The following is a 23,493-nucleotide window of genomic DNA, read 5'->3' on the forward strand; positions in this document are numbered from 1 at the left end:
GATTACTACAACTGGCGGCGTCCACATTGCCACAATGACGGGATGCCACCAGCAAAAGCCGAAGAACGGCCTAACCAAGTGTCCGGATTTAGTTGGACCACTACGCTTTCCAGACCTTTCTCGCCCACCATGACCAACAAAAAAGTGCGCTTCTTAACAAAATTTAATTACCGGTTAACCGATTAATAATTAACCAGTAAAAATGACATGTAAATCAGTGCGAAAGTGTCATAATGCGTAACATTATTGTTAAGTCGCTTGATTAATTTGGTTAGGAAAAACCTCTATGTTTGCTGATATTTCTGCTCAACATTGGGCTTTTGCCATTTATGTCATCGGTGCCATCACCATCTGTCTGGTGATGATAGGCCTCGCCGCCCTGCTGGGAGGTCGCGCCTACGGCCGCACCAAGAACAAGCCATTTGAATCTGGTGTCGACTCGGTCGGCAGTGCCCGCCTGCGTTTTTCCGCCAAGTTCTATCTGGTCGCCATGTTCTTCGTCATCTTCGACGTCGAGGCGCTCTACCTGTTTGCCTGGTCTGTCTCTGTGCGGGAGAGCGGCTGGGTCGGCTTTATTGAAGCCACCATTTTCATCGGACTGCTGCTTATCGGCCTGATCTACCTCTGGCGCATCGGCGCACTGGACTGGTCACCGCGCAAACCGCAGCTGAACAACAAAAACAGTGATTGAACCACAGACCCTTTCCTTGAGGTTGCACCATGAAGTACACCCTGACCCGGATTGACCCGGATGCACCCGTTGAGCGCTACCCCCAGGAGCAGCGCCAGACCGTCGATGACCCACTGGCGCAAGAAGCGACGCGCGGCATCATGATGGGCCGCCTCGAGGAGGTGCTGCAAGACACAGTCAACTGGGGCCGCAAAAACTCCCTCTGGCCTTACAACTTCGGCATCTCCTGCTGCTACGTGGAGATGTGTACCGCCTTCACCTCCCCCCACGATGTGGCCCGCTTCGGCGCCGAAGTTATCCGCGCTTCGCCCCGTCAGGCCGATTTCATGGTGATTGCAGGGACCCCCTTCATCAAGATGGCGCCAGTCATCCAGCGCCTGTATGAACAGCTGCTCGAACCCAAGTGGGTGATCTCCATGGGGGCCTGTGCCAACTCCGGGGGCATGTATGACATCTATTCCGTGGTGCAGGGGGTGGACAAGTTCCTGCCGGTCGACGTCTACATTCCGGGTTGCCCGCCCCGTCCCGAAGCCTTTTTGCAAGCCCTGATGCTGCTGCAGGACTCCATCGGCAAAGAACGCCGCCCCCTCTCCTGGGTGGTGGGCGATCAGGGGATCTACCGTCCCCAGATGCAGGCCGAAAAAGAGCGCAAGCGCGGCGAACGGATCAATGTGACCAACCTGCGCACGCCGGATGAGATCTGACCATGAAACTGACTCGTGATTTTCCCAGCAATTACGCCATGGCCCAGTGGCAGCCCAGCGACCACAAGGATGCCAAAGTCATTGGCGAACTGTTTGCCCACTTCGGGGCCGAGCACTTCACCGTGCAGACCACGCGCACCGGCGTGCCGGTGGTCTGGCTCCCCCGCGAACTGCTTCAGGATGTGATGGGCTTTTTGCGCAAGGTGCCCTCCCCGTTTGTGATGCTGTTTGATCTCAGCGCCACCGATGAGCGGCTACGCAGCCATCGCGACGGTCTGCCCCAGAGCGATTTCACCGTCTTCTATCACCTCATCTCCATCGACCGTAACGCCGATGTGATGTTGAAAGTGGCGCTGGCCGAGAGTGACCTGCATCTGCCCACCATCACCAACCACTTCCCCAACGCCAACTGGTACGAGCGGGAAGTGTGGGATCTGATGGGCATCACCTTCGATGGCCACCCCCATCTGACCCGCATCATGATGCCCAAGAGCTGGCAGGGTCACCCGCTGCGCAAAGATTACCCGGCGCGCGCTACCGAATTCGATCCCTTCATGCTCGATGCCGCCAAACAGGACATGGAGCAGGAGAACCTGCTGTTCAAACCGGAAGAGTGGGGGCTGGCCCGCGGCAACGAGAACGAGGACTACATGTTCTTGAACCTCGGCCCCAATCACCCCTCTGCCCACGGCGCCTTCCGCCTTGTGTTGCAGCTCGATGGCGAGGAGATCCGTAACTGTGTGCCCGATATCGGTTACCACCATCGCGGTGCCGAGAAGATGGGCGAGCGCCAGTCCTGGCACAGCTATATCCCCTATACCGACCGGGTCGAGTATCTGGGCGGGGTGATGAACAACCTCCCCTATGTGCTGGCGGTCGAGAAGCTGGCCGGCATCAAGGTGCCGCAGCGGGTCGACATGATCCGGGTGATGATGGCGGAGCTGTTCCGCATCCAGAGCCACCTCTTGTTCCTCGGAACCTATATTCAGGACGTGGGGGCCATGACCCCGGTCTTCTTCACCTTCACCGATCGGCAGAAGATCTACACCATCATCGAAGCGATCACCGGTGCCCGCATGCACCCGGCTTGGTTCCGCATCGGCGGTGTGGCCCACGACCTGCCGAAGGGATGGCAACGGCTGGTGCAGGACAACCTGCTGAGCTGGCTGCCCAAGCGGCTGATGGATTACGAAAAAGCGGCGATGCGCAACAGCATTCTGCGCGGTCGCACCATAGGCGTCTCTGCCTACACCACCGAGCAGGCGTTGTCCTGGGGCACCACGGGGGCCGGATTGCGTGCCACCGGCCTCAACTTCGACGTGCGCAAGTGGCGTCCCTACTCCGGTTACGATCAGTTCGACTTTGAAGTGCCGGTCGGCAGCAATGGCGATGCCTACGACAGAGCCACCGTGCGGATCGAGGAGATCCGCCAGAGCATGTCGATCATCGAGCAGTGCATGAAGAACATGCCGGAGGGGCCGTTCAAGGCGGATCACCCCCTCACCACTCCGCCGCCCAAAGAGCGCACCCTGCAGCACATCGAGACCCTCATCAACCACTTCCTGCAAGTGTCTTGGGGCCCGGTGATGCCCGCTGCCGAGTCGCTCCAGATGATTGAGGCGACCAAGGGGGTCAACAGTTACTACCTGACCAGTGACGGCTCCACCATGAGCTACCGGACCCGGATCCGCACCCCGAGCTTTGCTCACCTGCAGCAGATCCCCTCGGTGATCAAGGGCAGCATGGTGTCGGACCTCATCGTCTATCTGGGCAGTATCGATTTCGTTATGTCGGATGTGGACCGTTAAGTGATCCTGCCTCCCGGCATGGCCGGGAATTGGAATCACCGAACGAGCAGTAAAAGGACAAGCCACCAAAGGTCAAGTCATGAGCCAGCAATGTCAGTGTCACAATAATCAGACCCCACAGGGGCAAGGGGCATGCAGCAGCAAACAGGACGACTTCGTTCTGAGCCAGGCTGAACGCGATGCCATCGAACACGAGAAACACCACTACGAAGATCCCCGCGCCGCCAGCATCGAAGCGCTCAAGATCGTGCAGCAGGCCAGAGGCTGGGTCCCCGACGGCGCCATTCACGCCATCGCGGCCGAGCTCGGCATTCCCGCCAGCGACGTGGAGGGGGTTGCCACCTTCTATAGCCAGATCTTCCGCCAGCCGGTGGGGCGTCACATCATCCGCGTCTGCGACAGCATGGTCTGCTACATCAATGGCCATGAAGATCTGATGGCCGGTCTCAAGGAGGTGATGAACCTCGGCCCCGGTCAAACCACCCCTGATGGCCGCTTCACCCTGCTGCCGGTCTGCTGTCTTGGCAACTGCGACAAGGGGCCAGCCATCATGATCGATGACGACACCTATGGCGGCCTCGATCCGGTGACCTTGCTGAAAACGCTGGAGGCTTACCCATGAGCCTGCCACAGAACAAGATCCTCGCCTCTCTTGGCACCGCCAACCGCACGGCCCGCACCGCCGAGACCCACCCGCTCACCTGGCGGCTGCGGGATGACGGCCAGCCGGTATGGCTGGAGGAGTATCAGGCCAAACAGGGGTATGACGCCGCCCGCAAGGCGCTCGGCCAGATGAGCCCGGACGAGATCGTCAGCACCGTCAAGGATGCCGGCCTCAAGGGGCGTGGCGGCGCGGGCTTCCCCACAGGCGTGAAGTGGGGGCTGATGCCCAAAGACGAAAGCATGAACATCCGTTACCTGCTCTGCAACGCCGACGAGATGGAGCCCAACACCTGGAAAGATCGCCTGCTGATGGAGCAACTGCCCCATCTGCTGATCGAGGGGATGATCATCAGTGCCCGGGCGCTCAAGGCCTATCGCGGCTATATCTTCCTGCGCGGTGAGTATGTGGATGCTGCCATCCACCTGCGCCGTGCAGTGGAAGAGGCCAAGGCCGCCGGTCTGCTGGGCAAGAACATTCTAGGCTCCGGTTTTGATTTCGAGCTGTTCGTCCACACCGGCGCCGGCCGCTACATCTGTGGTGAAGAGACGGCGTTGATCAATTCGCTGGAAGGGCGCCGCGCCAACCCGCGTGCCAAACCCCCCTTCCCCGCCGTTTCCGGCGTCTGGGGCAAACCCACCTGTGTCAACAACGTCGAAACCCTCTGCAATGTCCCCGCCATTATCGGCAACGGAGTCACCTGGTATCACGGGCTGGCGCTGCCGGGCTCGGAAGATCACGGCACCAAGCTGATGGGCTTCTCCGGCAAGGTGAACAACCCCGGGGTCTGGGAGCTGCCCTTTGGCATCACCGCCCGCGAGCTGTTTGAAAATTACGCCGGCGGCATGAGGAGCGGCTATCGCCTGAAAGCCTGGCAACCGGGCGGTGCGGGCACCGGCTTCCTGCTGCCTGAGCACCTCGATGCCCAGATGTATACCGCCGGTATCGGCAAGGTCGGCACCCGGATGGGGACTGGCCTCGCCATGGCGGTGGATGACTCCATCAGCATGGTCTCCCTGCTGCGCAACATGGAGGAGTTCTTCGCCCGCGAGTCGTGTGGCTGGTGCACGCCCTGCCGCGACGGCCTGCCCTGGAGCGTCAAGCTGCTGCGGGCACTGGAACGTGGCGAAGGGCAATCCGGCGATCTGGCGACCCTGGAGCAACTCTGCGGTTTCCTTGGCCCGGGCAAGACATTCTGCGCCCACGCACCGGGCGCCGTCGAGCCGCTCGCCAGCGCCATCAAATATTTCCGCTCCGAATTCGAGGCCGGGATCAAAGGCAGCGGTGATAACCGCAAGCCGGTCAAAGGGATCCAGCCCAATCTGCTGGGCGAGCGCTGGTAACGACACCACAGATTTCACAAAACAGGTTTCAGGGAAGTTGTATGGCAACCATTTATGTAGACGGCAAAGAGTACGAGGTAGACGGAGCAGATAACCTGCTGCAAGCCTGTCTGTCGCTGGGTCTGGACGTCCCCTATTTCTGCTGGCATCCGGCGCTGGGTAGCGTTGGCGCCTGCCGCCAGTGTGCGGTCAAACAGTATCAGAATGCCGATGACAAACGCGGTCGTCTGGTCATGTCCTGCATGACCCCGGCCACCGATGGCAGCTACATCGCCATCGAGGATGAAGAGGCTAAAGAATTTCGCAAGAGCGTGGTGGAGTGGCTGATGACCAACCACCCCCACGACTGCCCGGTGTGTGAAGAGGGCGGCGCCTGCCACCTGCAGGACATGACGGTGATGACCGGCCACAACAGCCGGCGCTACCGCTTCACCAAACGCACCCACCAGAATCAGGAGCTGGGCCCCTTCATCGGTCACGAGATGAACCGCTGCATCGCCTGCTACCGCTGCGTCCGCTACTACAAGGATTATGCCGGTGGCGAGGATCTTGGCGTCTACGGTGCCCACGACAACGTCTATTTCGGACGGGTCGAGGATGGCACCCTGGAGAGCGAATTTTCCGGTAACCTGGTGGAGGTCTGCCCCACCGGCGTTTTCACCGACAAGACTCACTCCGAGCGCTACAACCGCAAGTGGGACATGCAGTTTGCCCCCAGCATCTGCCAGCAATGCTCCGTGGGTTGCAACATCAGCCCGGGCGAGCGTTATGGCGAGCTGCGCCGCATCGAAAACCGCTTCCACGGCAGCGTCAACCACTACTTCCTCTGTGACCGTGGCCGCTTTGGCTATGGCTACGTCAATCTGGCCGACCGCCCGCGCCAACCACTGCTCAAAGATGGCAACGACCAGCTGACCATCACGGTCGATGGCGCCCTCAACCGAGCCGCCGATGCCCTGCGCACGGCCCGCGGCCTCATCGGCATCGGATCGCCCCGCGCCTCGCTGGAGAGCAACTTTGCCCTGCGCGAGCTGGTGGGTGCAGACAACTTCTACGCTGGCATCGAGCAGGCCGAATGGGCCTGTCAGCTGAAGATGCTGCAGATCCTGCAACAGGGCGGCGTGCCAACCCCGAGCCTGCGGGACATGGAAGAGGCCGACGCCATTCTGCTGCTCGGTGAAGATGTCACCATGAGCGCCGCCCGTATCGCGTTGGCGCTGCGCCAAGCCGTCAAGGGCAAGGCCCGCGAGCTTGCCCGCAAGATGAAGGTGGATCTGTGGCAAGTCGCCGCCGTTCAGACCCTGGGTCAGAACGAGCGCTACCCGCTGCTCATCACCAGCCTCGACACAACCCGTCTGGACGATGTGGCGGCCGACAAGCTGCACGCCCCCTATGCCGATCAGGCGCGCCTTGGCTTTGCCATCGCCAACCTGCTCGACCCGAGTGCACCGGCCGCGGCCGACCTCTGCCCCGAGCTGCAGGCACAAGCGACTCGCTGGGCCGAGCTGCTCGGCAACGCCAAGAAGCCGCTCATCATTGCAGGCTCCAGTGCCCGCGATGTGGCGCTGCTTGAGGCGGCCAGCAACATTGCCCGCGCCCTGAAAGGCCGTGGACAGGAAGCCAACATCGCGCTGGTTGGCCAGGAGGCCAACTCGCTGGGTCTGGCCATGCTGGGCGCTCAAACCTTGTCAGACAAGCCACTCGAAGCCGCCCTTGCGCGTATCGAGTCAGAAGAGGGGTTGGCGCTGGTCACCCTGGAGAACGATCTCTACCGCCGCGCGCCGCGCAACCGGGTGGATGCTGCACTGGCACGGCTGCAGCACCTGCTGGTCATCGACCATCAGGCGACCCCGACCGCCAACAAGGCTGATCTGGTGCTGCCAGCGGCCAGTTTTGCCGAAGCCGATGGCACCCTGGTGAACATGGAAGGGCGTGCCCAGCGCTTCTTCCAAGTCTATGCGCCCGCCTTCTACAACGCCGATATTCAGGTGCGTGAAGGGTGGCGCTGGCTGGCGGCGCTGCAAGGGGCGATAGAACGCAAGCCGCTGCGCTGGCAGAACTTCGACCAGGTCAATCATGACTGCGCCACCAGCAATCCGCTGCTCGCTACCATGCTGGAAGCGGCGCCCAACGCAGGCTTGCGGATCCGTGGCATGCGGCTGGCCCGTGAACCACACCGCTACAGTGGTCGCACCTCCATGCTGGCGGATCAGAATGTCAGCGAACCGCGGGTAGCGCAAGATCCCGACTCCCCCTTCAACTTCTCCATGGAAGGGTATGCCGGAGCCCGTCAGCCGCTGCCGCAAGTACCGTTCGCCTGGGCGCCGGGCTGGAACTCTCCCTCCGCCTGGAACAAGTTCCAGGATGAAGTGGGTGGCAAACTGCGTGCTGGCGATCCGGGTCGCCGTCTGCTGGAAGCAACAGACTCGCAGGCAGAAGGCAAGGAGCTGCTCGGCTGGTTCACCACCATCCCCGCCCCCTTCAAGGCCGCAGAGGCGCTGCAAGTGGTCAATTATGCCCAGCTGTTTGGCGGCGAGGAGCTCTCCGCTCGCAGCCCGGTCATTCAGGCCCGGATGAACGAACCCGAGCTGGTGCTCAATCCCCTTGATGCGCAGCGTCTGGCCCTCCACGGGGGCAGTCAGGTCTCCTTCTCCTGGGGCGGTAGCCACTGGCAACTGCGTCTGCGGCTTAGCGAGCAGCTGAGCGCCGGTCTGGTGGGGCTCCCCCTTGGGGTGAACGGCCTGCCGACGGCCCTGCAACAAGCCTCAATCACTAACCTGCAGGAGGTGATCGCATGAGCGAGTCGCTGATCGATCTGTTGCTGGAGGTGGGCAAGGCACTGATCGTGCTGGTGGGGATCGTAGGGGCTGGCGCCTTCATGAGCTTCATCGAGCGTCGTCTGCTGGCCCTGTGGCAGGATCGCTACGGCCCCAACCGGGTGGGGCCGTTTGGTCTGCTCCAGCTGGCCGCCGACATGATCAAGATGTTCTTCAAGGAGGACTGGATCCCGCCGTTCGCTGATCGGCGGATCTTTATCCTGGCCCCCATCATCGCCTTCACTGCCTTTATTCTGGCGTTTGCGGTGGTGCCCATTACCCCCACCTGGGGCGTGGCTGATCTCAATGTGGGGCTGCTCTACATCCTGGCCATCGCGGGGCTGGCGGTCTATGCGGTACTGTTCGCCGGCTGGTCGAGCAACAACAAATACTCATTGCTCGGCAGCTTGCGCGCCTCGGCCCAGACCCTCTCCTACGAGGTGTTTCTCGGGCTATCCCTGATGGGGATCGTGATCCAGACCGGCAGTTTCAACCTGCGGGATATCGTCGAGGCACAGGCAGACTTGTGGAACGTGGTGCCCCAGATCCTGGGCTTTGTCACCTTCCTGTTTGCCGGTGTCGCCGTCACCCACCGTCACCCGTTCGATCAGCCAGAAGCCGAGCAGGAGCTCGCCGATGGCTATCACATCGAGTATGCGGGGATGAAGTGGGGTCTCTTCTTCGTGGGCGAATATATCGGCATCGTGCTGGTCTCCTCGCTCATCGTGACCCTCTTCTTCGGTGGCTGGCACGGCCCCTGGCTGCCCCCCTTCATCTGGTTTGCCCTGAAGACCGCCTGTTTCATGGTGTTCTTCATCCTGCTGCGGGCCTCCCTGCCTCGCCCGCGCTTTGACCAGGTGATGTCGTTTGGCTGGAAAGTCTGCTTGCCGCTGACCCTGATCAATATGCTGGTCACCGCGGCAGTTGTACTGATAAGTACGCAGTGAGGCACTCAATATGAAAATTGTTAGCATTATTCAGGGTGTCGGCACCCAGTTACGCAGTCTGGCCATGGTCTTCTCCCATGCCTGGCGGCCCCGTGAAACCCTCAACTATCCGGAGCAGGCAGTCTATGCCGCCCCCCGCTACCGCGGTCGCATCGTGCTGACCCGTGACCCCGACGGGGACGAGCGTTGCGTAGCCTGCAACCTCTGCGCAGTTGCCTGCCCGGTCGGCTGCATCTCGCTGCAAAAATCCGAGCGGGATGATGGCCGCTGGTATCCGGAGTTCTTTCGCATCAACTTCTCTCGCTGCATCTTCTGCGGCCTGTGTGAAGAGGCTTGCCCCACCACCGCCATCCAGCTGACACCGGATTTCGAGATGGGTGAGTATCGCCGCCAGGATCTGGTGTACGAGAAGGACGATCTGCTGATCAGCGGGCCCGGCAAATACCCGGACTACAACTTCTATCGCATGAGCGGGATGGCCATCGACGGCAAGCCGAAAGGGGATGCCGAAAACGAAGCCAAGCCCATCGATGTCAAGAGCCTGCTGCCCTGAGGAGTCAATCATGGAACTGGCATTTTATGCCTCGGCCCTGGTGGCCATTTACAGCACGCTGCGGGTGATCAGCACCAGCAATCCCATGCATGCGCTGCTCAATCTCATCATCTCCCTCATCGCCGTGGCCATGATCTTCTTCTGCCTGGGTGCCGCCTTTGCGGGCGCCCTGCAGGTGATCGTCTACGCCGGCGCCATCATGGTGCTGTTCGTGTTCGTGGTGATGATGCTGAACCTGGGGAGTGCCCAGGCGCAGGAGAAAAAGTGGCTCACCCCCATGACCTGGGGGGGCCCAGCCCTGCTCTCGCTGATCCTGCTGGGCTTTCTGGCCCACGGCATTCTCGGGGTGACCGGCGGCCTGATCGGAGTGACCGAGGTGACCGCCAAGCAGGTGGGTGTCGAGCTCTTTGGCCCCTATGTGCTGGCGGTGGAGCTTGCCTCCATCCTGCTGCTGGCGGGTCTGGTAACCGCCTATCACCTGGGTCGGGAAGAGAAGAGCGGTGAAGTGCTCTCCGTCCCGCGCTCTGCTTCCCGCTCTGCACAAGAAGGAGGTCAGCAATGAATGGAATCCCCATGGAGCACGGCCTCCTGCTGGCCGCGGTGCTCTTCTGCATCGGCTTGTGCGGTCTGCTGATCCGCCGCAACCTGCTCTACATCCTGATGAGTATCGAGATCATGATGAATGCCTCGGCACTGGCGTTTGTGGTGGCGGGTAGCCGCTGGGCCCAGGCCGATGGCCAGATCATGTATATCCTGGTGATTTCTCTGGCGGCAGCGGAGGCCAGTATCGGCCTCGCCCTGTTACTGCTGCTCTATCGTCGTTACCACACCCTGAACGTGGACACTGTGAGCGAGATGCGCGGATGAGCCTCTTATATCTGACTTTTCTATTTCCGCTGCTGGGATGGCTGGTGCTGGCCTTCTCCCTCGGCCGGTTTGGCGAGCGTACCTCGGCGCTGATCGGGGTTGGCTCCATTGGCCTGTCGGCCCTCACTACCCTGTGGGTGGGCATCGACTTTCTGGGCAACCCGCCAGAGGGGGGCGTCTATGTCCAGCGCCTGTGGCAATGGATGGCGGTGGGCAACTTTACCCCGAGCTTCTCGCTGGCACTGGATGGCCTGTCGCTGACCATGCTGGGGGTGGTGACCGGGGTCGGTTTCTTTATCCACCTGTTCGCCTCCTGGTATATGCGCGGTGAAGAGGGCTACTCCCGCTTCTTTACCTACACCAACCTCTTTATCGCCAGCATGCTGTTTCTGGTGCTGGCCGATGACCTGCTGTTTGTCTACCTCGGCTGGGAAGGGGTAGGGCTGTGCAGCTATCTGCTGATCGGCTTCTACTACAAGGATCGCAAGAACGGCGCAGCGGCCCTCAAGGCATTTGTCGTGACCCGGGTGGGTGATGTCTTCCTCGCCATCGGCCTGTTTATCCTCTATCGGGAGCTGGGCACCCTCAATATCCACGAGCTGCTGGTTCGTGCCCCGACCCTGTTTGCCGAGGGCTCCCCTGCCCTGTCGCTGGCCTGCCTGATGCTCTTGGGCGGCGCGGTCGGCAAATCGGCACAGCTGCCGCTGCAAACCTGGCTGGCGGATGCGATGGCAGGCCCGACGCCCGTCTCAGCGCTGATCCACGCCGCCACCATGGTGACCGCCGGTGTCTACCTGATTGCCCGTACCCACGGCCTGTTCCTGCTGGCGCCAGAGATCCTCCATCTGGTCGGGCTGGTTGGCGCCATCACGCTAGTGCTGGCAGGCTTTGCCGCGCTGGTTCAGACCGATATCAAGCGGATCCTCGCCTACTCCACCATGAGCCAGATTGGCTACATGTTCCTGGCCCTCGGTGTCGGCGCATGGCAAGGGGCCATCTTCCACCTGATGACCCACGCCTTCTTCAAGGCGCTGCTGTTCCTCTCCGCCGGTGCCGTTATCGTTGCCTGCCACCATGAGCAGAACATCTTCAAGATGGGTGGCCTGCGCAAGAGTCTGCCACTGGTCTATGCCTGTTTCCTGGTGGGGGGCTCGGCGCTGGCGGCGTTGCCGCTGGTCACCTCCGGTTTCTACAGTAAGGACACCATCCTGTGGCAAGTAGAAGCCTCTGGCCAAAGCGCGCTGCTGTGGGCAGGTCTGGTAGGGGCATTCCTCACCTCGCTCTACACCTTCCGGCTGATCTTTATCGCCTTCCATGGCAAAGAGAAGACCAAAGCCCATGCGGGCCACGGTCTGGCTCACCATCTGCCGCTGCTGGTATTGCTGGTGCTCTCCACCGGCATCGGCGCGCTGATCACCCCGCCACTGGCAGGTGTACTACCCGCAGGCCCTGGTGACCATATCGAAGAGGGTCGCCATGCGCTGGAGGTAGCCTCTGGCATCATTGCCATTGCTGGCATCGCGCTGGCCGCATTTCTGTTCCTTGGTGAGCGCCGTCTGGCCACCTCCATTGCCAACAGCGCGCCAGGCCGGCTGCTCAGCACCCTCTGGTTCAACGCCTGGGGCTTTGACTGGCTCTACGACCAGCTGTGGGTCAAACCCTATCTGCTGGCGACCCGGCTGCTGGCCCGAGACCCGCTGGACTGGATGATGGGCCTGCCCGCCTGGCTTGCCCTGCGTGGCAACCAGCTGCTGGCCTGGACCGTGACCGGCAAGTTGCGCTGGTATGCCGCCTCCATGGGGATCGGCGCAGTGCTGGTGCTGGCGCTGTTGCTGCTGGGATAACGCGATGAACAACACGAAGATCGTACAGCCGGGCTGTTTGCTCTCCCTGATGGAACAGGGAGCGCAATCTCATATGAACTTGAACGAGAGCTGATACCGTGACCTTACTCTGGATCTTGCTAATTCCTTTTATCGGCGGCTTGCTCTGCTGGCAGATGGAGCGTCTCGGCGGGCAGTTTGTCCGCTGGGTTGCCCTGCTCTCCATGAGCGCCAGCCTGCTGCTCTCCTGTGCCATCTGGCTAAGTGGAGACTTCTCCCTTGCCACCACGGGCCTCGACAGCGCGGGCGTCTCCGGTGCTGCCTCCGCCTGGGCCGCCGAGTGGCGCCTGCCGTGGATCCCCCGCTTCGGCATCTCTTTGCATCTGGCTGTGGATGGCCTGTCGCTCTTGATGGTGATCCTCACCTGCTTTATCGGGGTACTGGCCATTCTCTGTTCGTGGAAAGAGATCGTGCAGCGCATCGGCTTCTTCCACCTCAACCTGCTCTGGATCCTGGGCGGCGTGCTCGGGGTCTTTATGGCGCTGGACCTGTTCCTCTTCTTCTTCTTCTGGGAGATGATGCTGGTCCCCATGTACTTCCTGATTGCGCTCTGGGGCCATTCGGTCACTGACGGCAAATCACGGATCAACGCCGCAACCAAGTTCTTCATCTACACCCAGGTGAGCGGCCTTATCATGCTGGTGGCCATCATCGGGCTGGTGCTGACCCACCAGCATGCCACCGGAGTCTTCACCTTCAACTATCTGGAGCTGCTCAATACCCCGATGAGCAAGGGCGTTCAGTGGCTGCTGATGCTGGGCTTCTTTATCGCCTTCGCGGTCAAGATGCCACTGGTGCCGCTGCACGGCTGGCTGCCGGATGCCCACAGTCAGGCGCCGACCGCAGGTTCGGTGGATCTCGCCGGTATTTTGCTCAAAACCGCCGCCTACGGTCTGCTGCGCTTTGCCTTGCCGCTGTTCCCCGAGGCGTCCGCAGAATTTGCTCCCTACGCCATGGTGCTTGGCCTGATCGGGATCGTCTACGGTGCCATCGTGGCCTTTGCCCAGACCGACATCAAACGGCTGGTAGCCTACACCAGCATCTCCCACATGGGCTTTGTGATGATCGCTATCTACTCGGGTAGCGAGCTGGCCCTGCAGGGTGCGGTGGTGCAGATGATCGCCCACGGTCTCTCCGCTGCCGGCCTCTTTATCCTCTGCGGTCAGCTCTACGAGCGGTTGCACACCCGGGATCTGCGCCAGATGGGCGGCCTGTGGGGACGCCTGCGCTATCTGCCCGGTGTGATGCTCTTCTTCTCGGTGGCGTCACTTGGCATGCCGGGCACCGGCAACTTTGTCGGCGAGTTCCTGATCCTGGTCGGCAGCTTCCAGATTGCCCCTGTCATCACGGCAGTCGCCACCTTCGGTCTGGTGCTGGCCTCGGTCTACTCCCTCATCATGTTGCAGCGCGCCTGCTTTGGCCCGGCCAAGGATGAGAGCATGCTCAAGGGACTGGATCGCCGCGAGCTGACCATGATGATGGTGATCGCGGGCCTGCTGGTTCTGCTTGGCCTCTATCCCCAACCCGTGATTGACACCGCCAGCAGCAGCCTTATCAACGTGCTGCACTGGTATCTGCTGCCGACTGCTGGAGCCCTGCAATGACTTTCTCCGCTTCCCAACTGCTGGCACTGCTTCCCCTGCTGTTGACCACCGGGGCCATGGCGGCCCTGATGCTGGCCATCGCCTGGCGCCGCTGTGTCACTACCGCCTTTACCGTGACCATTGTTGGCCTCAACCTTGCTCTGTTCTCGCTGCCCATCGTGATGGCGCAAGGGGATCAGGGGGTCACCCCGCTGCTGCAAGTGGACAGTTACGCCGTCTTCTACATGGGACTGGTGCTCATCGGCGCCCTGGCCACCTGCACTTTCGGTCAATCGTGGCTGAAAGCCTACCCGGACAACCGGGAGGAGTTCTTCCTGCTGCTGCTGATCGCCACCGCTGGTGGTCTGGTGCTGGCCTGCTCCCGTCACCTCGCCTCTCTCTTTATCGGGATCGAAATGCTGACCCTGCCGATGTTCGGTCTGGTGGGTTACGCCTACCGCGAGCGCCACTCGCTGGAAGCCGCGGTGAAATACATGGTGCTCTCTGCCGCCGCCACCGCCTTCCTGTTGTTTGGCATGGCGCTGCTCTATGCGCAGGCAGGCAGCCTGAGCTTTGCAGCCCTGGGGCAGACCCTGGCCGAGAGCCCGGCTCACCATCCGCTGCTGATGGGCGGTTTGGGGTTAATGCTGGTCGGCTTTGCCTTTAAACTCTCCCTGGCCCCCTTCCATCTCTGGACCCCGGATGTCTACGAAGGTGCCCCGGCACCGGTCGCCACCTTCCTCGCCACCGTCAGCAAGGTGGCGGTCTTTGCCGTGCTGCTGCGCTTCTATCTGGCGGTACCAGCGGCGAGCGATCCCATGATCCACTGGCTGCTGGCAGCCATGGCGGTCATCTCCATCATGGTCGGCAACCTGCTGGCCCTGGTGCAGACCAACGTCAAACGGATGCTGGGTTACTCCTCCATCTCCCACTTCGGTTACCTGCTGGCGGTGATCGTGGCGAGCCGATTCGGCCAGATGCCGGTGGAAGCAGCCGGGGTCTACCTGCTGATGTATCTGTTCACCAGCCTGGGTGCCTTTGGGGTGGTGAGCATGATGTCGAGCCCCTATCGCGGCAAGGATGCAGACTCCCTGCACAGCTATCGCGGCCTGTTCTGGAAGCGCCCCTATCTGACTGCCGTACTGACGGTGATGATGTTGTCACTCGCGGGCATCCCGATGACCCTCGGCTTTATCGGCAAGTTCTACCTTATCGGGGTGACGGTCGAAGCCCAGCTCTGGTGGCTCTCCGGTGCCATCGTGCTCGGCAGCGCACTGGGTCTCTACTACTACCTCAAGGTGATGGTGACCCTCTATCTGCGTGAACCGGGTATGCAGCAGCGCGATGCCTGCGCCGACTGGGCTCTCTCCTCCGGTGGTGTGGTAGTGCTGCTCTCTGCCGTGCTGGTGGTGTTGCTGGGGCTCTATCCCCAGCCGGTCATCAGCCTGGTACAAGGGTTCCAGCACGTGGTATTGCAGTAACCTTTACCGTCGCTACCCCTCATTACCCGCAAAACCGGCAGCCTTGGCTGCCGGTTTTCTATTTCCGGTCCGACAGCATCGCGCACTCCGCGAGCCAGCAAATGACAGATCAATCAGCGAGGGTGATGCCCATCATGGTTTTTGCCATACAACCAGAACCGGGCGAGATCCTCATACCCTCTTGAATTCCTTATTGATATATTGGTTATATTCTGGAATGGAGTTCAGATTGATGAAGCAACACTACGTTTGCCAATTTAACCCGACAGAACTGGCTGCCACGCTGGCACCCTTGCAAGGAGGCAAGCTGACCATACTGCTGGCCGAACAGGATTGCGCTCAGGTCCCCCTGTTGCAGCAGTTGTGCCGCGACTTCAACATCGCCCTGGATGGCGCCATCTTCCCCCAGCTGATCGGTGCGCAAGGATTGTTGCCGCAAGGGGCCTGGCTACTGCCCAGAGCCAACCCCTATCACGCCACACTGCTGCCCCTGACACCGCAGGCCAGCGCAGCATCCCTTGCCCACCTGATTGCGGAACAGGTGGAAAGCATGCTGGCCACCTGGCCAACCCCTTCGCCGCCACCAACCCTGTTTCTGACCTTCGACAACCTCATTCCCAATATCGCCTCCATTCTGGATGCGCTTTATCTGCAGCTGGCCAATCGCGTCAACTATGCCGGCGCCAACGCAGGCAGCGGCAGCTTCACCCCTCTTGCCTGCCTGTTCGACAATCAACGGCAACTTGCCTACGGGGTCACCTGCACGCTGCTGCCCAGCAACAGCTTTCCCTTTCTGGAACATGGTTACCAACTCTCGGCCCAACCGATGCTGGCCACCAGCAGTGAAGCGAACAAAATTGCCTACATCGACTGGCAACCGGCCTTTCAAAAATATCAGGGGCTGATCAGCCAGCAATTCCAGCACACTATGGTGCGCGAGGAGCTCTACCATTTCGTGGTGCACATGCCACTGGGCCTGCTGCGGGCCAACGGGGATGTGATTGTCAGGATCCCCGTCGAGGCAAACGATGACGGCGCCCTGCTCTGCGCCGGCGAGGTCGCGGAGCACAGCATCCTCACCCTGCTGAAGGCGCCAGAGAGTGCCACCGAACATGCCTGCTCACTGGCCAGGCGCCTTAACCAGCAACAAACCCTCACCCGGGCACACTTGCTGGAGGTCTACTACTGCGCGGGACGCCAGCTGCATTTCGACCAGCAGACAGTGACCGAGCTGCACACCCTGCTGACCCACTCGGGGGCCGGCGATCTGGCAGGAGCCCTCTCCCTTGGCGAAATTGGCAGCGTGCGCCACGGGGATTACCCCCAATTTCATAACGGCGCCATTCTCTGTAACGGGGCATTGATATGAACAACGACCACGCCATGGCCATCGTCTGCGATCTGGCGCTCTGCATCGGGCGTGAAGTGACGCTGGATGCGCTGCTCACCAAGGTACTGCAACGTTTTATGCATCACTGCGCCACGCCGGTTGGTGCGGTATTGCAGCAACAACGGGAGGGATACAAGCTGCTCAAGGTGATCGGCGACGAGCAGCTTCGCCAGCACACCGGCACCACCCTGGCCCTGCCTAGGTGGGTCAGCGAGGAGGAGCACTGCCTGCTGCAACAGACGCTCCCCCTGCCGGGCAGCCGCCCCTACCAGTTTGCCTATCGGCTCAAGGTTGAAGGGGGTTATCTCATCTTGCTGCTCGCCCCCCAGCCACATCAGCAGATCGTACCGGTCTGCCATCTGTTCAGCCCGGTGCTCGGCAACCTGGCCCGCGCCATTTCCCTCTGCAAGGACAGCGAGCTGCTCGCCCTGCGTCAGCAGGCCGAACTGAAGGATCTGAAACACTTCAACGAATCCCTGCTCAAGGCCATCCCGATCCCTGTGTTCTACAAAGATATCGAAGGGCGGTTTCTGGGCTGCAACCAGGCCTTCATTCAGGTGATCGGCATCGGCAAGGAGGCGCTGCTGGGTCGACGGGTCGAGGAGCTGCTGCCAGTCGGGCTTGCCGAGGCCTACAGCATGCGGGAAGCCGAGTTGCTGCGAAGTCGCCAGCCCCAGTGCATCGAACAGCAGTTGCATGATCGCAATGGCATGCGCTATCAGGTCATCTGTTTCAAGGATCTCTTCTATGACCATCAGGGGATGGTTGCCGGCATCATCGGCACCCTGGTCGACATCACCCGCCTCAAGGAGAGCGAGCGTCACCAGCGTGATCTGCTGTTCCAGACCATCAGTGCCCTCGCCAGCGCCATCAGCCACAAGGATCGCAACAGTGCGGGCCATGAGCTGAGGGTGCGCGATTTGGCACTGGCCATCGGGCAGGCCATGCAACTGCGGCAAGAGCGGCTGGATGCGCTGGGACTGGCGGCCATGGTGCACAATATCGGCCTGCTGCAGATCCCCACCGAGATCATCACCCGCCCACGTGAATTGCGGCCGGTGGAGTTCGAGCTGATCAAGCAGCACCCCCAGGCCGGCCACGATATTCTCAAACAGATCGACTTCCCCTGGCCCATCGCCACCATAGTGCTGCAGCACCACGAAAACCTCGATGGCAGCGGCTATCCGCAGGGACTGGCGGGCAACGCCATTACCCTGGAGGCGCGCATTATCCGGGTGGCCGATTCGCTGATCGCCATGACCTCCCATCGCCCGTTCCGCCGGGCCATGCCCCTGAGTGACGCCTTTGCCGAACTGACCCGCTATGCCGGGATCCGTTACGATGAAAAAGTGGTCAACAGCTGTATCGTACTCTGGCAGACCGGCTACCACTTCGGCCCTCCCATCAGTCAACTTGCAGACAAGGCGGGATAAGATGTCCGAACTCCTCACCTCCTGTACACTCCCCCACCCACTGACCGATGCGCTCCCCTCCTCGGCGCTGTTGCTGACCCAGGTGATGGATCAGCTTCCCTATCGGGTGCTGCTCAAAGACACCCGCTTCAGCTACATCGCTGGCAACCGCCTGCTGGCGGCGGATCTCGCCCTCTCACCAGAGGCACTGGTGGGCAAGAATGACTGCGACTTTTTTCCCCCCGAACTGGTACAGCGCTATCGGGAGGATGACACCCGAGTCATGCGCGAGGGGATACACCAGCACATCGAAGAGCCCTATCTGAAGGGGGGAGAAGCCCGCTGGCTCAGCACCACCAAGTTTCCCCTGCGTGATGAGGCGGGGAGTATCGTGGGGGTCGGCGTCTTCTTCGAAGACATTACCGAGCAGAAGTGGCAGCAGGAGAAACTGCAACAGTACAGCTGGACCCAGCAGGCGATCAGCCGCGCCCACCACGCCCTGCTCAAACCGGGCGATGAGCCGCAACTGCTGCAGGATATCTGCGATGCCATCGCCGTCGATGACCGTTTTCCGCTGGTGGCAGTGCTGCAAGGCCAGCCCGAACTCGCCCACCCGCCGAGGATCGTGGCGCAGGCAGGCAGTGCCGATGCCTCGGAACAAACGCTGTGGTTGAACGATGAGGCCCTCACCCAGGCCATCCTCCACCAGCGGCGCCTCAATCAGGTGATCTTCCACGAGCGGCCCCATACCGGCCGCCACCCGTTGCGCTCCCGCCTGCTTATCCCCTTGCCACTGCAGGAGGATCAGGCCGGTGCGCTGATCATTCACAGCGACCAGCCGCGGTTGTTCAGCCAGGAGGAGGAGCAGCTCTTCATCCAGCTGACCGACTACCTCACCTATGGCCTGCAGGCGCGCCATACCCAGCAGGCTTATCTGCGCTCGCAACAGGAGAAGATCTTCCATGCCCGCCAGCTGGAGCTGGCACTGGAAGATGCGCTGGGTGCCATCGCCGCCGTGCTGGAGCAGCGCGATCCCTATACCGCTGGCCATCAGAAACATGTGGCCAAGCTGGCCCAAGCCATCGGCCGGGAGCTCAGGCTGGAAGAGAAGCGGCTGCGGGGGATCTATCTGGGCGCCATGGTGCACGATATCGGCAAGATCCAGGTACCGGCTGAAATTCTCACCAAACCGGAACGCCTCACGCCACTGGAGTTCGCGCTGGTCAAGGAACACCCCGCCATCGGCTATCTGGTGCTCAAGGATATCGACTTCCCCTGGCCCATCGCCCGGATGATCCACCAGCACCACGAGTATCTCGATGGCTCCGGCTATCCGCAGGGGCTCAAGGGGGATGAGATCCTGCTGGAGGCCCGCATCCTCACCGTCGCCGATATCGTCGAATCCATGTCCTCGGATCGCCCCTATCGCGCCGCCCTCGGCATTCCCCAGGCCAGGGAGCAGATCATCCAGATGCGCGGCCATCAGCTCGATGAGGATGTGGTGGATGCCTGTCTGCGGATCCTCGACCGGGGAGACTTTATCCCCCAACCGCTCGGCAAGCCGTAACGACACGGATAAAAAAACCGGCCAATTGGCCGGTTTCTGTTTTTATGCGCTGGTGCTGCCTCTATTAACCCAGACGAACCCGGGCGTTGCGGAACATCCGCATCCAGGCGCCGTCCTCGCCCCAGTTGTCGGGGTGCCAGGAGTTGGCCACGGTGCGGAACACCCGCTCCGGATGCGGCATCATGATGGTAGCTCGGCCATCTTGCGTGGTCACCGCGGTGATACCGTTCGGTGAGCCATTCGGGTTGGCCGGGTACTGCTCGGTCACGCTGCCGCGGTTATCGACAAAGCGCAGCCCTACCAGACCGCTCTGCTGCAGTGCGTTCAGGTGAGCGGCATCGCGCACCTCGACACGCCCTTCCCCGTGGGAAACGGCAATGGGCATCACGGAGCCTGCCATGCCGGCGAAGAAGGCCGATGGGGACTCCTGCACCTCAACCAGACTGAAGCGGGCCTCGAAGCGCTCGGAGCGGTTGCGCACAAAGCGCGGCCAGAGATCGGCACCCGGGATGAGTTCTCGCAGGTTGGACATCATCTGGCAACCGTTGCAGACACCCAGAGAGAGGGTATCGCCACGCTCGAAGAAGCGCTGGAACTGCTCGCGGGCGTTGTCATTGAACAGGATGGACTTGGCCCAGCCTTCCCCCGCCCCCAGCACGTCACCGTAGGAGAAACCGCCACAGGCCACCAGGGTCTGGAACTCCTCCAGCTTGATGCGACCGGAGAGAATGTCGCTCATGTGCACGTCCACTGCCGCGAAACCGGCACGATCGAACGCCGCCGCCATCTCCACATGGGAGTTGACTCCCTGCTCGCGCAGCACCGCCAGACGGGGGGATACCCCACGGGCGATATAGGGAGCAGCCACATCCTCGGACGGGTTGTAAGTCAGCTTGGCATGCAGACCCGGATCGGTGGCGTCCTGACGGGCCGCGTGCTCACTGTCGGCGCACGCCGGGTTGTCGCGCAGGCGCTGCATCTGCCAGCTGGTCTCGCCCCAGATGGTGCGAAGAGCGGTACGGCTGGCACGATAGACCTCCTGACCGCCCCGCTGCAAGGTGATGAGATCCCCTTCGCGCACGGTACCGAGCACATGGGAGCAGGCTGCCAGACCGTGACCGGCCAGCAGAGTCATCACCGCCTCTTTATCTTCACGACGCACCTGAATGACGGCGCCCAGCTCTTCGTTGAACAGCGCCGGCAGCAGCTCGCCGCCGATGCGATCGAGCTGGATGTCGAGGCCGCAGTGGCCGGCAAACGCCATTTCGGTCAGGGTGACGAACAGGCCACCGTCGGAGCGGTCGTGGTAGGCGATCAGTTTGCGATCGGCCACCAGCGCCTGAATGGCGTTGAAGAAGCCCTTGAGCTGGACCGGATTGTCGAGATCCGGCGCCTTGTCACCCAGCTGGCGATAGACCTGCGCCAGCGCCGAGGCGCCGAGGCGCTGCTTGCCATTGCCAAGGTCGATGAGGATAAGGTCGGTTTCACCGAGATCGGTACGCAGTTGCGGAGTAACCGTGTTGCGCACATCCTCGACCCGGGCAAAAGCGGAGATGAGCAGGGAGAGCGGCGAGGTGACGCTGTGCTCCTTGCCATCCTGCTGCCAGCGGGTCTTCATGGACATGGAGTCCTTGCCCACCGGAATGGTGATGCCAAGGGCCGGGCAGAGCTCCTCACCTACCGCTTTGACCGCCTCATAGAGACCGGCATCTTCACCCGGGTGACCGGCAGCGGCCATCCAGTTGGCGGAGAGCTTGACCCGCTTGAGGGAACCGATGTGGGCCGGTGCCAGGTTGGTGAGCGCTTCCGCTACCGCCATGCGAGCGGAGGCGGCGTGGGAGAGCAGCGCCACCGGGGTACGCTCGCCCATGGACATGGCTTCGCCGTGATAGCTGTCGTAGGTGGCAGCGGTGACGGCGCAATCGGCCACCGGGATCTGCCAGGGGCCAACCATCTGGTCGCGATTGACCAGACCGGTCACGCTGCGATCGCCGATGGTGATAAGGAAGGACTTCTCCGCCACGGTCGGCAGACGCAGAACCCGCTCGGCCGCGTCACTCAAAGTGATGCCATCGAGCTGGAGCGCTTTGCCCTGTGCTGGGAGGCTCACCACGTCACGGTGCATCTTGGGCGCCTTGCCCAGCAGCACGTCCAGCGGCAGATCGATGGGCTGATTGTCAAAGTGGCTGTCAGAGAGGGTCAGATGCTTCTCTTCGGTCGCGGTGCCGATCACGGCATAAGGGGCGCGCTCGCGCTCGCACAGGGCCTTGAACAGCGGCAGCTTGTCCTGCGCTACCGCCAGCACGTAACGCTCCTGGGATTCGTTGCACCAGATTTCCAGCGGGCTCATGCCCGGCTCGTCGCTCTGGATGGCGCGCAGATCGAAACGACCACCGCGCTCACCGTCGTTGACCAACTCCGGCATGGCGTTGGAGAGACCGCCCGCCCCCACATCGTGGATAAAGACGATAGGGTTGTCGTCACCCAGCTGCCAGCAGCGATCGATCACCTCCTGGCAACGGCGCTCCATCTCGGGGTTATCACGCTGCACCGAGGCAAAGTCGAGATCTTCGGCTGACTGGCCGGAGGCCATGGAGGATGCGGCACCACCGCCCAGACCGATGTTCATCGCCGGGCCGCCCAGCACGATAAGCGCCGCGCCGACCGGTATCTCCCCTTTCTGGACATGTTCGGTGCGGATGTTGCCGATGCCGCCTGCCAGCATGATGGGCTTGTGGTAGCCACGCACCTCGACGCCGTTGTGGCTCGGCACCTCCTCTTCGAAGGTACGGAAGTAGCCGAGAATGGCCGGACGGCCGAACTCGTTGTTAAACGCGGCGCCGCCGAGCGGCCCCTCCTGCATGATGTCGAAGGCACTGACGATACGGCTCGGCTTGCCGAAATCCTGCTCCCAGGGCTGCTCGAAGCCTGGAATGCGCAGGTTGGAGACGGAGAAACCGACCAGACCCGCCTTGGGCTTGGCACCGCGACCGGTGGCTCCCTCGTCGCGGATTTCGCCGCCGGAGCCGGTGGCTGCCCCCGGGAACGGGGAGATGGCGGTCGGGTGGTTGTGGGTCTCCACCTTCATCAGGATGTCGACCTGTTCCTGGTGATACTGGTATTCGCCGTTGGCCGGGCTCGGGAAGAAGCGGCCACCCTGGCTCCCTTCCATCACGGCGGCGTTGTCTTTATAGGCAGAGAGGACATGATCCGGCGTCTGCTCGAAGGTGTTCTTGATCATCTTGAACAGCGACTTGGGCTGCTGTTCGCCATCGATGGTCCAGTCGGCATTGAAGATCTTGTGACGGCAGTGCTCGGAGTTCGCCTGGGCGAACATGTAGAGCTCGATGTCGTTGGGGTTGCGACCCAACTTGGTGAAGTTCTCCACCAGATAGTCGATTTCGTCGTCGGCCAGCGCCAGACCGAGCGCCACGTTGGCTTCGGCCAGGGCTGCGCGACCACCGCCCAGCACATCCACCTGGGTGAAGGGGCGCGGCTCGTGGTGAGCAAACAGGGCGCTCGCCGCGTCCATGTCGGCAAACACCACTTCCATCATCCGATCATGGAGCACGGCGGCAATGGCGCTGCGCTGGGCGGCACTCAGCTCACCCTGCCCCTTGATGGTCAGGTAATAGGCAATACCACGCTCCAGCCGCTTGACCTGTTTCAGGCCGCAGTTGTGGGCGATGTCGGTTGCTTTGGAAGACCAGGGGGAGATAGTGCCGGGGCGGGGGGTAACAAGAAACAGCTGACCGCTGGGGGTGTGTTCGGGGATAGTTGGGCCGTA

The 23,493-nt window shown here is 61.7% G+C and carries 18 protein-coding genes; 17 read left to right on the forward strand and 1 reads right to left on the reverse strand.

Going from position 1 to position 23,493, the window contains the following annotated elements:
* The 17 genes from AB5Y85_RS18410 to AB5Y85_RS18490 all read left to right on the forward strand — a co-directional run.
* Positions 1-186, forward strand: a 186-nt coding sequence (locus AB5Y85_RS18410) for a hypothetical protein (protein WP_368221945.1), incomplete at its 5' end; no start/stop codon positions are given.
* 100 nt (positions 187-286) lie between these two features.
* Complete coding sequence (locus AB5Y85_RS18415) at positions 287-691, forward strand: NADH-quinone oxidoreductase subunit A (RefSeq protein ID WP_005344919.1); 405 nt, start codon at positions 287-289, stop codon at positions 689-691.
* A gap of 29 nt (positions 692-720) precedes the next feature.
* Positions 721-1,395, forward strand: a complete 675-nt coding sequence (locus tag AB5Y85_RS18420; RefSeq protein WP_005344917.1) for an NADH-quinone oxidoreductase subunit B family protein — start codon at positions 721-723, stop codon at positions 1,393-1,395.
* A 2-nt stretch (positions 1,396-1,397) separates the two neighbouring features.
* The gene (gene nuoC, locus AB5Y85_RS18425) at positions 1,398-3,203 is read left to right on the forward strand and encodes an NADH-quinone oxidoreductase subunit C/D (RefSeq protein WP_257687557.1); all 1,806 of its coding nucleotides are present in this window, start codon (positions 1,398-1,400) and stop codon (positions 3,201-3,203) included.
* A gap of 79 nt (positions 3,204-3,282) precedes the next feature.
* Positions 3,283-3,825, forward strand: a complete 543-nt coding sequence (gene nuoE / locus AB5Y85_RS18430) for an NADH-quinone oxidoreductase subunit NuoE (protein WP_042658436.1) — start codon at positions 3,283-3,285, stop codon at positions 3,823-3,825.
* Positions 3,822-5,207, forward strand: a complete 1,386-nt coding sequence (gene nuoF, locus AB5Y85_RS18435; RefSeq protein ID WP_257687558.1) for an NADH-quinone oxidoreductase subunit NuoF — start codon at positions 3,822-3,824, stop codon at positions 5,205-5,207. The genes nuoE and nuoF overlap by 4 nt, the downstream gene beginning before the upstream one ends.
* 41 nt (positions 5,208-5,248) lie before the next feature.
* On the forward strand, positions 5,249-8,005 hold the full coding sequence (gene nuoG / locus AB5Y85_RS18440) for an NADH-quinone oxidoreductase subunit NuoG (protein WP_257687559.1): 2,757 nt from the start codon (positions 5,249-5,251) through the stop codon (positions 8,003-8,005).
* On the forward strand, positions 8,002-8,970 hold the full coding sequence (gene nuoH, locus AB5Y85_RS18445) for an NADH-quinone oxidoreductase subunit NuoH (RefSeq protein WP_005344904.1): 969 nt from the start codon (positions 8,002-8,004) through the stop codon (positions 8,968-8,970). The genes nuoG and nuoH overlap by 4 nt, the downstream gene beginning before the upstream one ends.
* A 10-nt stretch (positions 8,971-8,980) precedes the next feature.
* Positions 8,981-9,523, forward strand: a complete 543-nt coding sequence (gene nuoI / locus AB5Y85_RS18450) for an NADH-quinone oxidoreductase subunit NuoI (protein WP_257687560.1) — start codon at positions 8,981-8,983, stop codon at positions 9,521-9,523.
* Positions 9,524-9,533: 10 nt separating this feature from the next.
* Positions 9,534-10,085: an NADH-quinone oxidoreductase subunit J gene (nuoJ, locus tag AB5Y85_RS18455; protein WP_005337246.1), complete on the forward strand. Its 552-nt coding sequence runs from the start codon at positions 9,534-9,536 to the stop codon at positions 10,083-10,085.
* The gene (gene nuoK / locus AB5Y85_RS18460; RefSeq protein ID WP_005337247.1) at positions 10,082-10,390 is read left to right on the forward strand and encodes an NADH-quinone oxidoreductase subunit NuoK; all 309 of its coding nucleotides are present in this window, start codon (positions 10,082-10,084) and stop codon (positions 10,388-10,390) included. The genes nuoJ and nuoK overlap by 4 nt, the downstream gene beginning before the upstream one ends.
* Positions 10,387-12,234, forward strand: a complete 1,848-nt coding sequence (gene nuoL / locus AB5Y85_RS18465; RefSeq protein WP_368221937.1) for an NADH-quinone oxidoreductase subunit L — start codon at positions 10,387-10,389, stop codon at positions 12,232-12,234. The genes nuoK and nuoL overlap by 4 nt, the downstream gene beginning before the upstream one ends.
* Before the next feature lie 98 nt (positions 12,235-12,332).
* On the forward strand, positions 12,333-13,877 hold the full coding sequence (gene nuoM / locus AB5Y85_RS18470) for an NADH-quinone oxidoreductase subunit M (protein ID WP_064339991.1): 1,545 nt from the start codon (positions 12,333-12,335) through the stop codon (positions 13,875-13,877).
* Positions 13,874-15,337, forward strand: a complete 1,464-nt coding sequence (gene nuoN, locus AB5Y85_RS18475; protein ID WP_236367683.1) for an NADH-quinone oxidoreductase subunit NuoN — start codon at positions 13,874-13,876, stop codon at positions 15,335-15,337. The genes nuoM and nuoN overlap by 4 nt, the downstream gene beginning before the upstream one ends.
* A gap of 232 nt (positions 15,338-15,569) precedes the next feature.
* On the forward strand, positions 15,570-16,706 hold the full coding sequence (locus tag AB5Y85_RS18480; protein ID WP_368221938.1) for an FIST signal transduction protein: 1,137 nt from the start codon (positions 15,570-15,572) through the stop codon (positions 16,704-16,706).
* Positions 16,703-18,160, forward strand: a complete 1,458-nt coding sequence (locus tag AB5Y85_RS18485) for an HD domain-containing phosphohydrolase (protein WP_368221939.1) — start codon at positions 16,703-16,705, stop codon at positions 18,158-18,160. The genes AB5Y85_RS18480 and AB5Y85_RS18485 overlap by 4 nt, the downstream gene beginning before the upstream one ends.
* 1 nt (position 18,161) lies before the next feature.
* Positions 18,162-19,706 (forward strand): HD domain-containing phosphohydrolase, encoded by a 1,545-nt coding sequence (locus AB5Y85_RS18490; protein WP_368221941.1) that lies wholly within the window; start codon positions 18,162-18,164, stop codon positions 19,704-19,706.
* Between the two features lie 64 nt (positions 19,707-19,770).
* On the opposite strand, the gene purL is transcribed toward AB5Y85_RS18490, so the two are convergent.
* A partial coding sequence (purL, locus tag AB5Y85_RS18495) for a phosphoribosylformylglycinamidine synthase (RefSeq protein ID WP_368221943.1) occupies positions 19,771-23,493 on the reverse strand: 3,723 nt, incomplete at its 5' end.

It is taken from the genome of Aeromonas sp. R3-1, assembly GCF_040908345.1.
Lineage (GTDB): Bacteria > Pseudomonadota > Gammaproteobacteria > Enterobacterales > Aeromonadaceae > Aeromonas > Aeromonas veronii.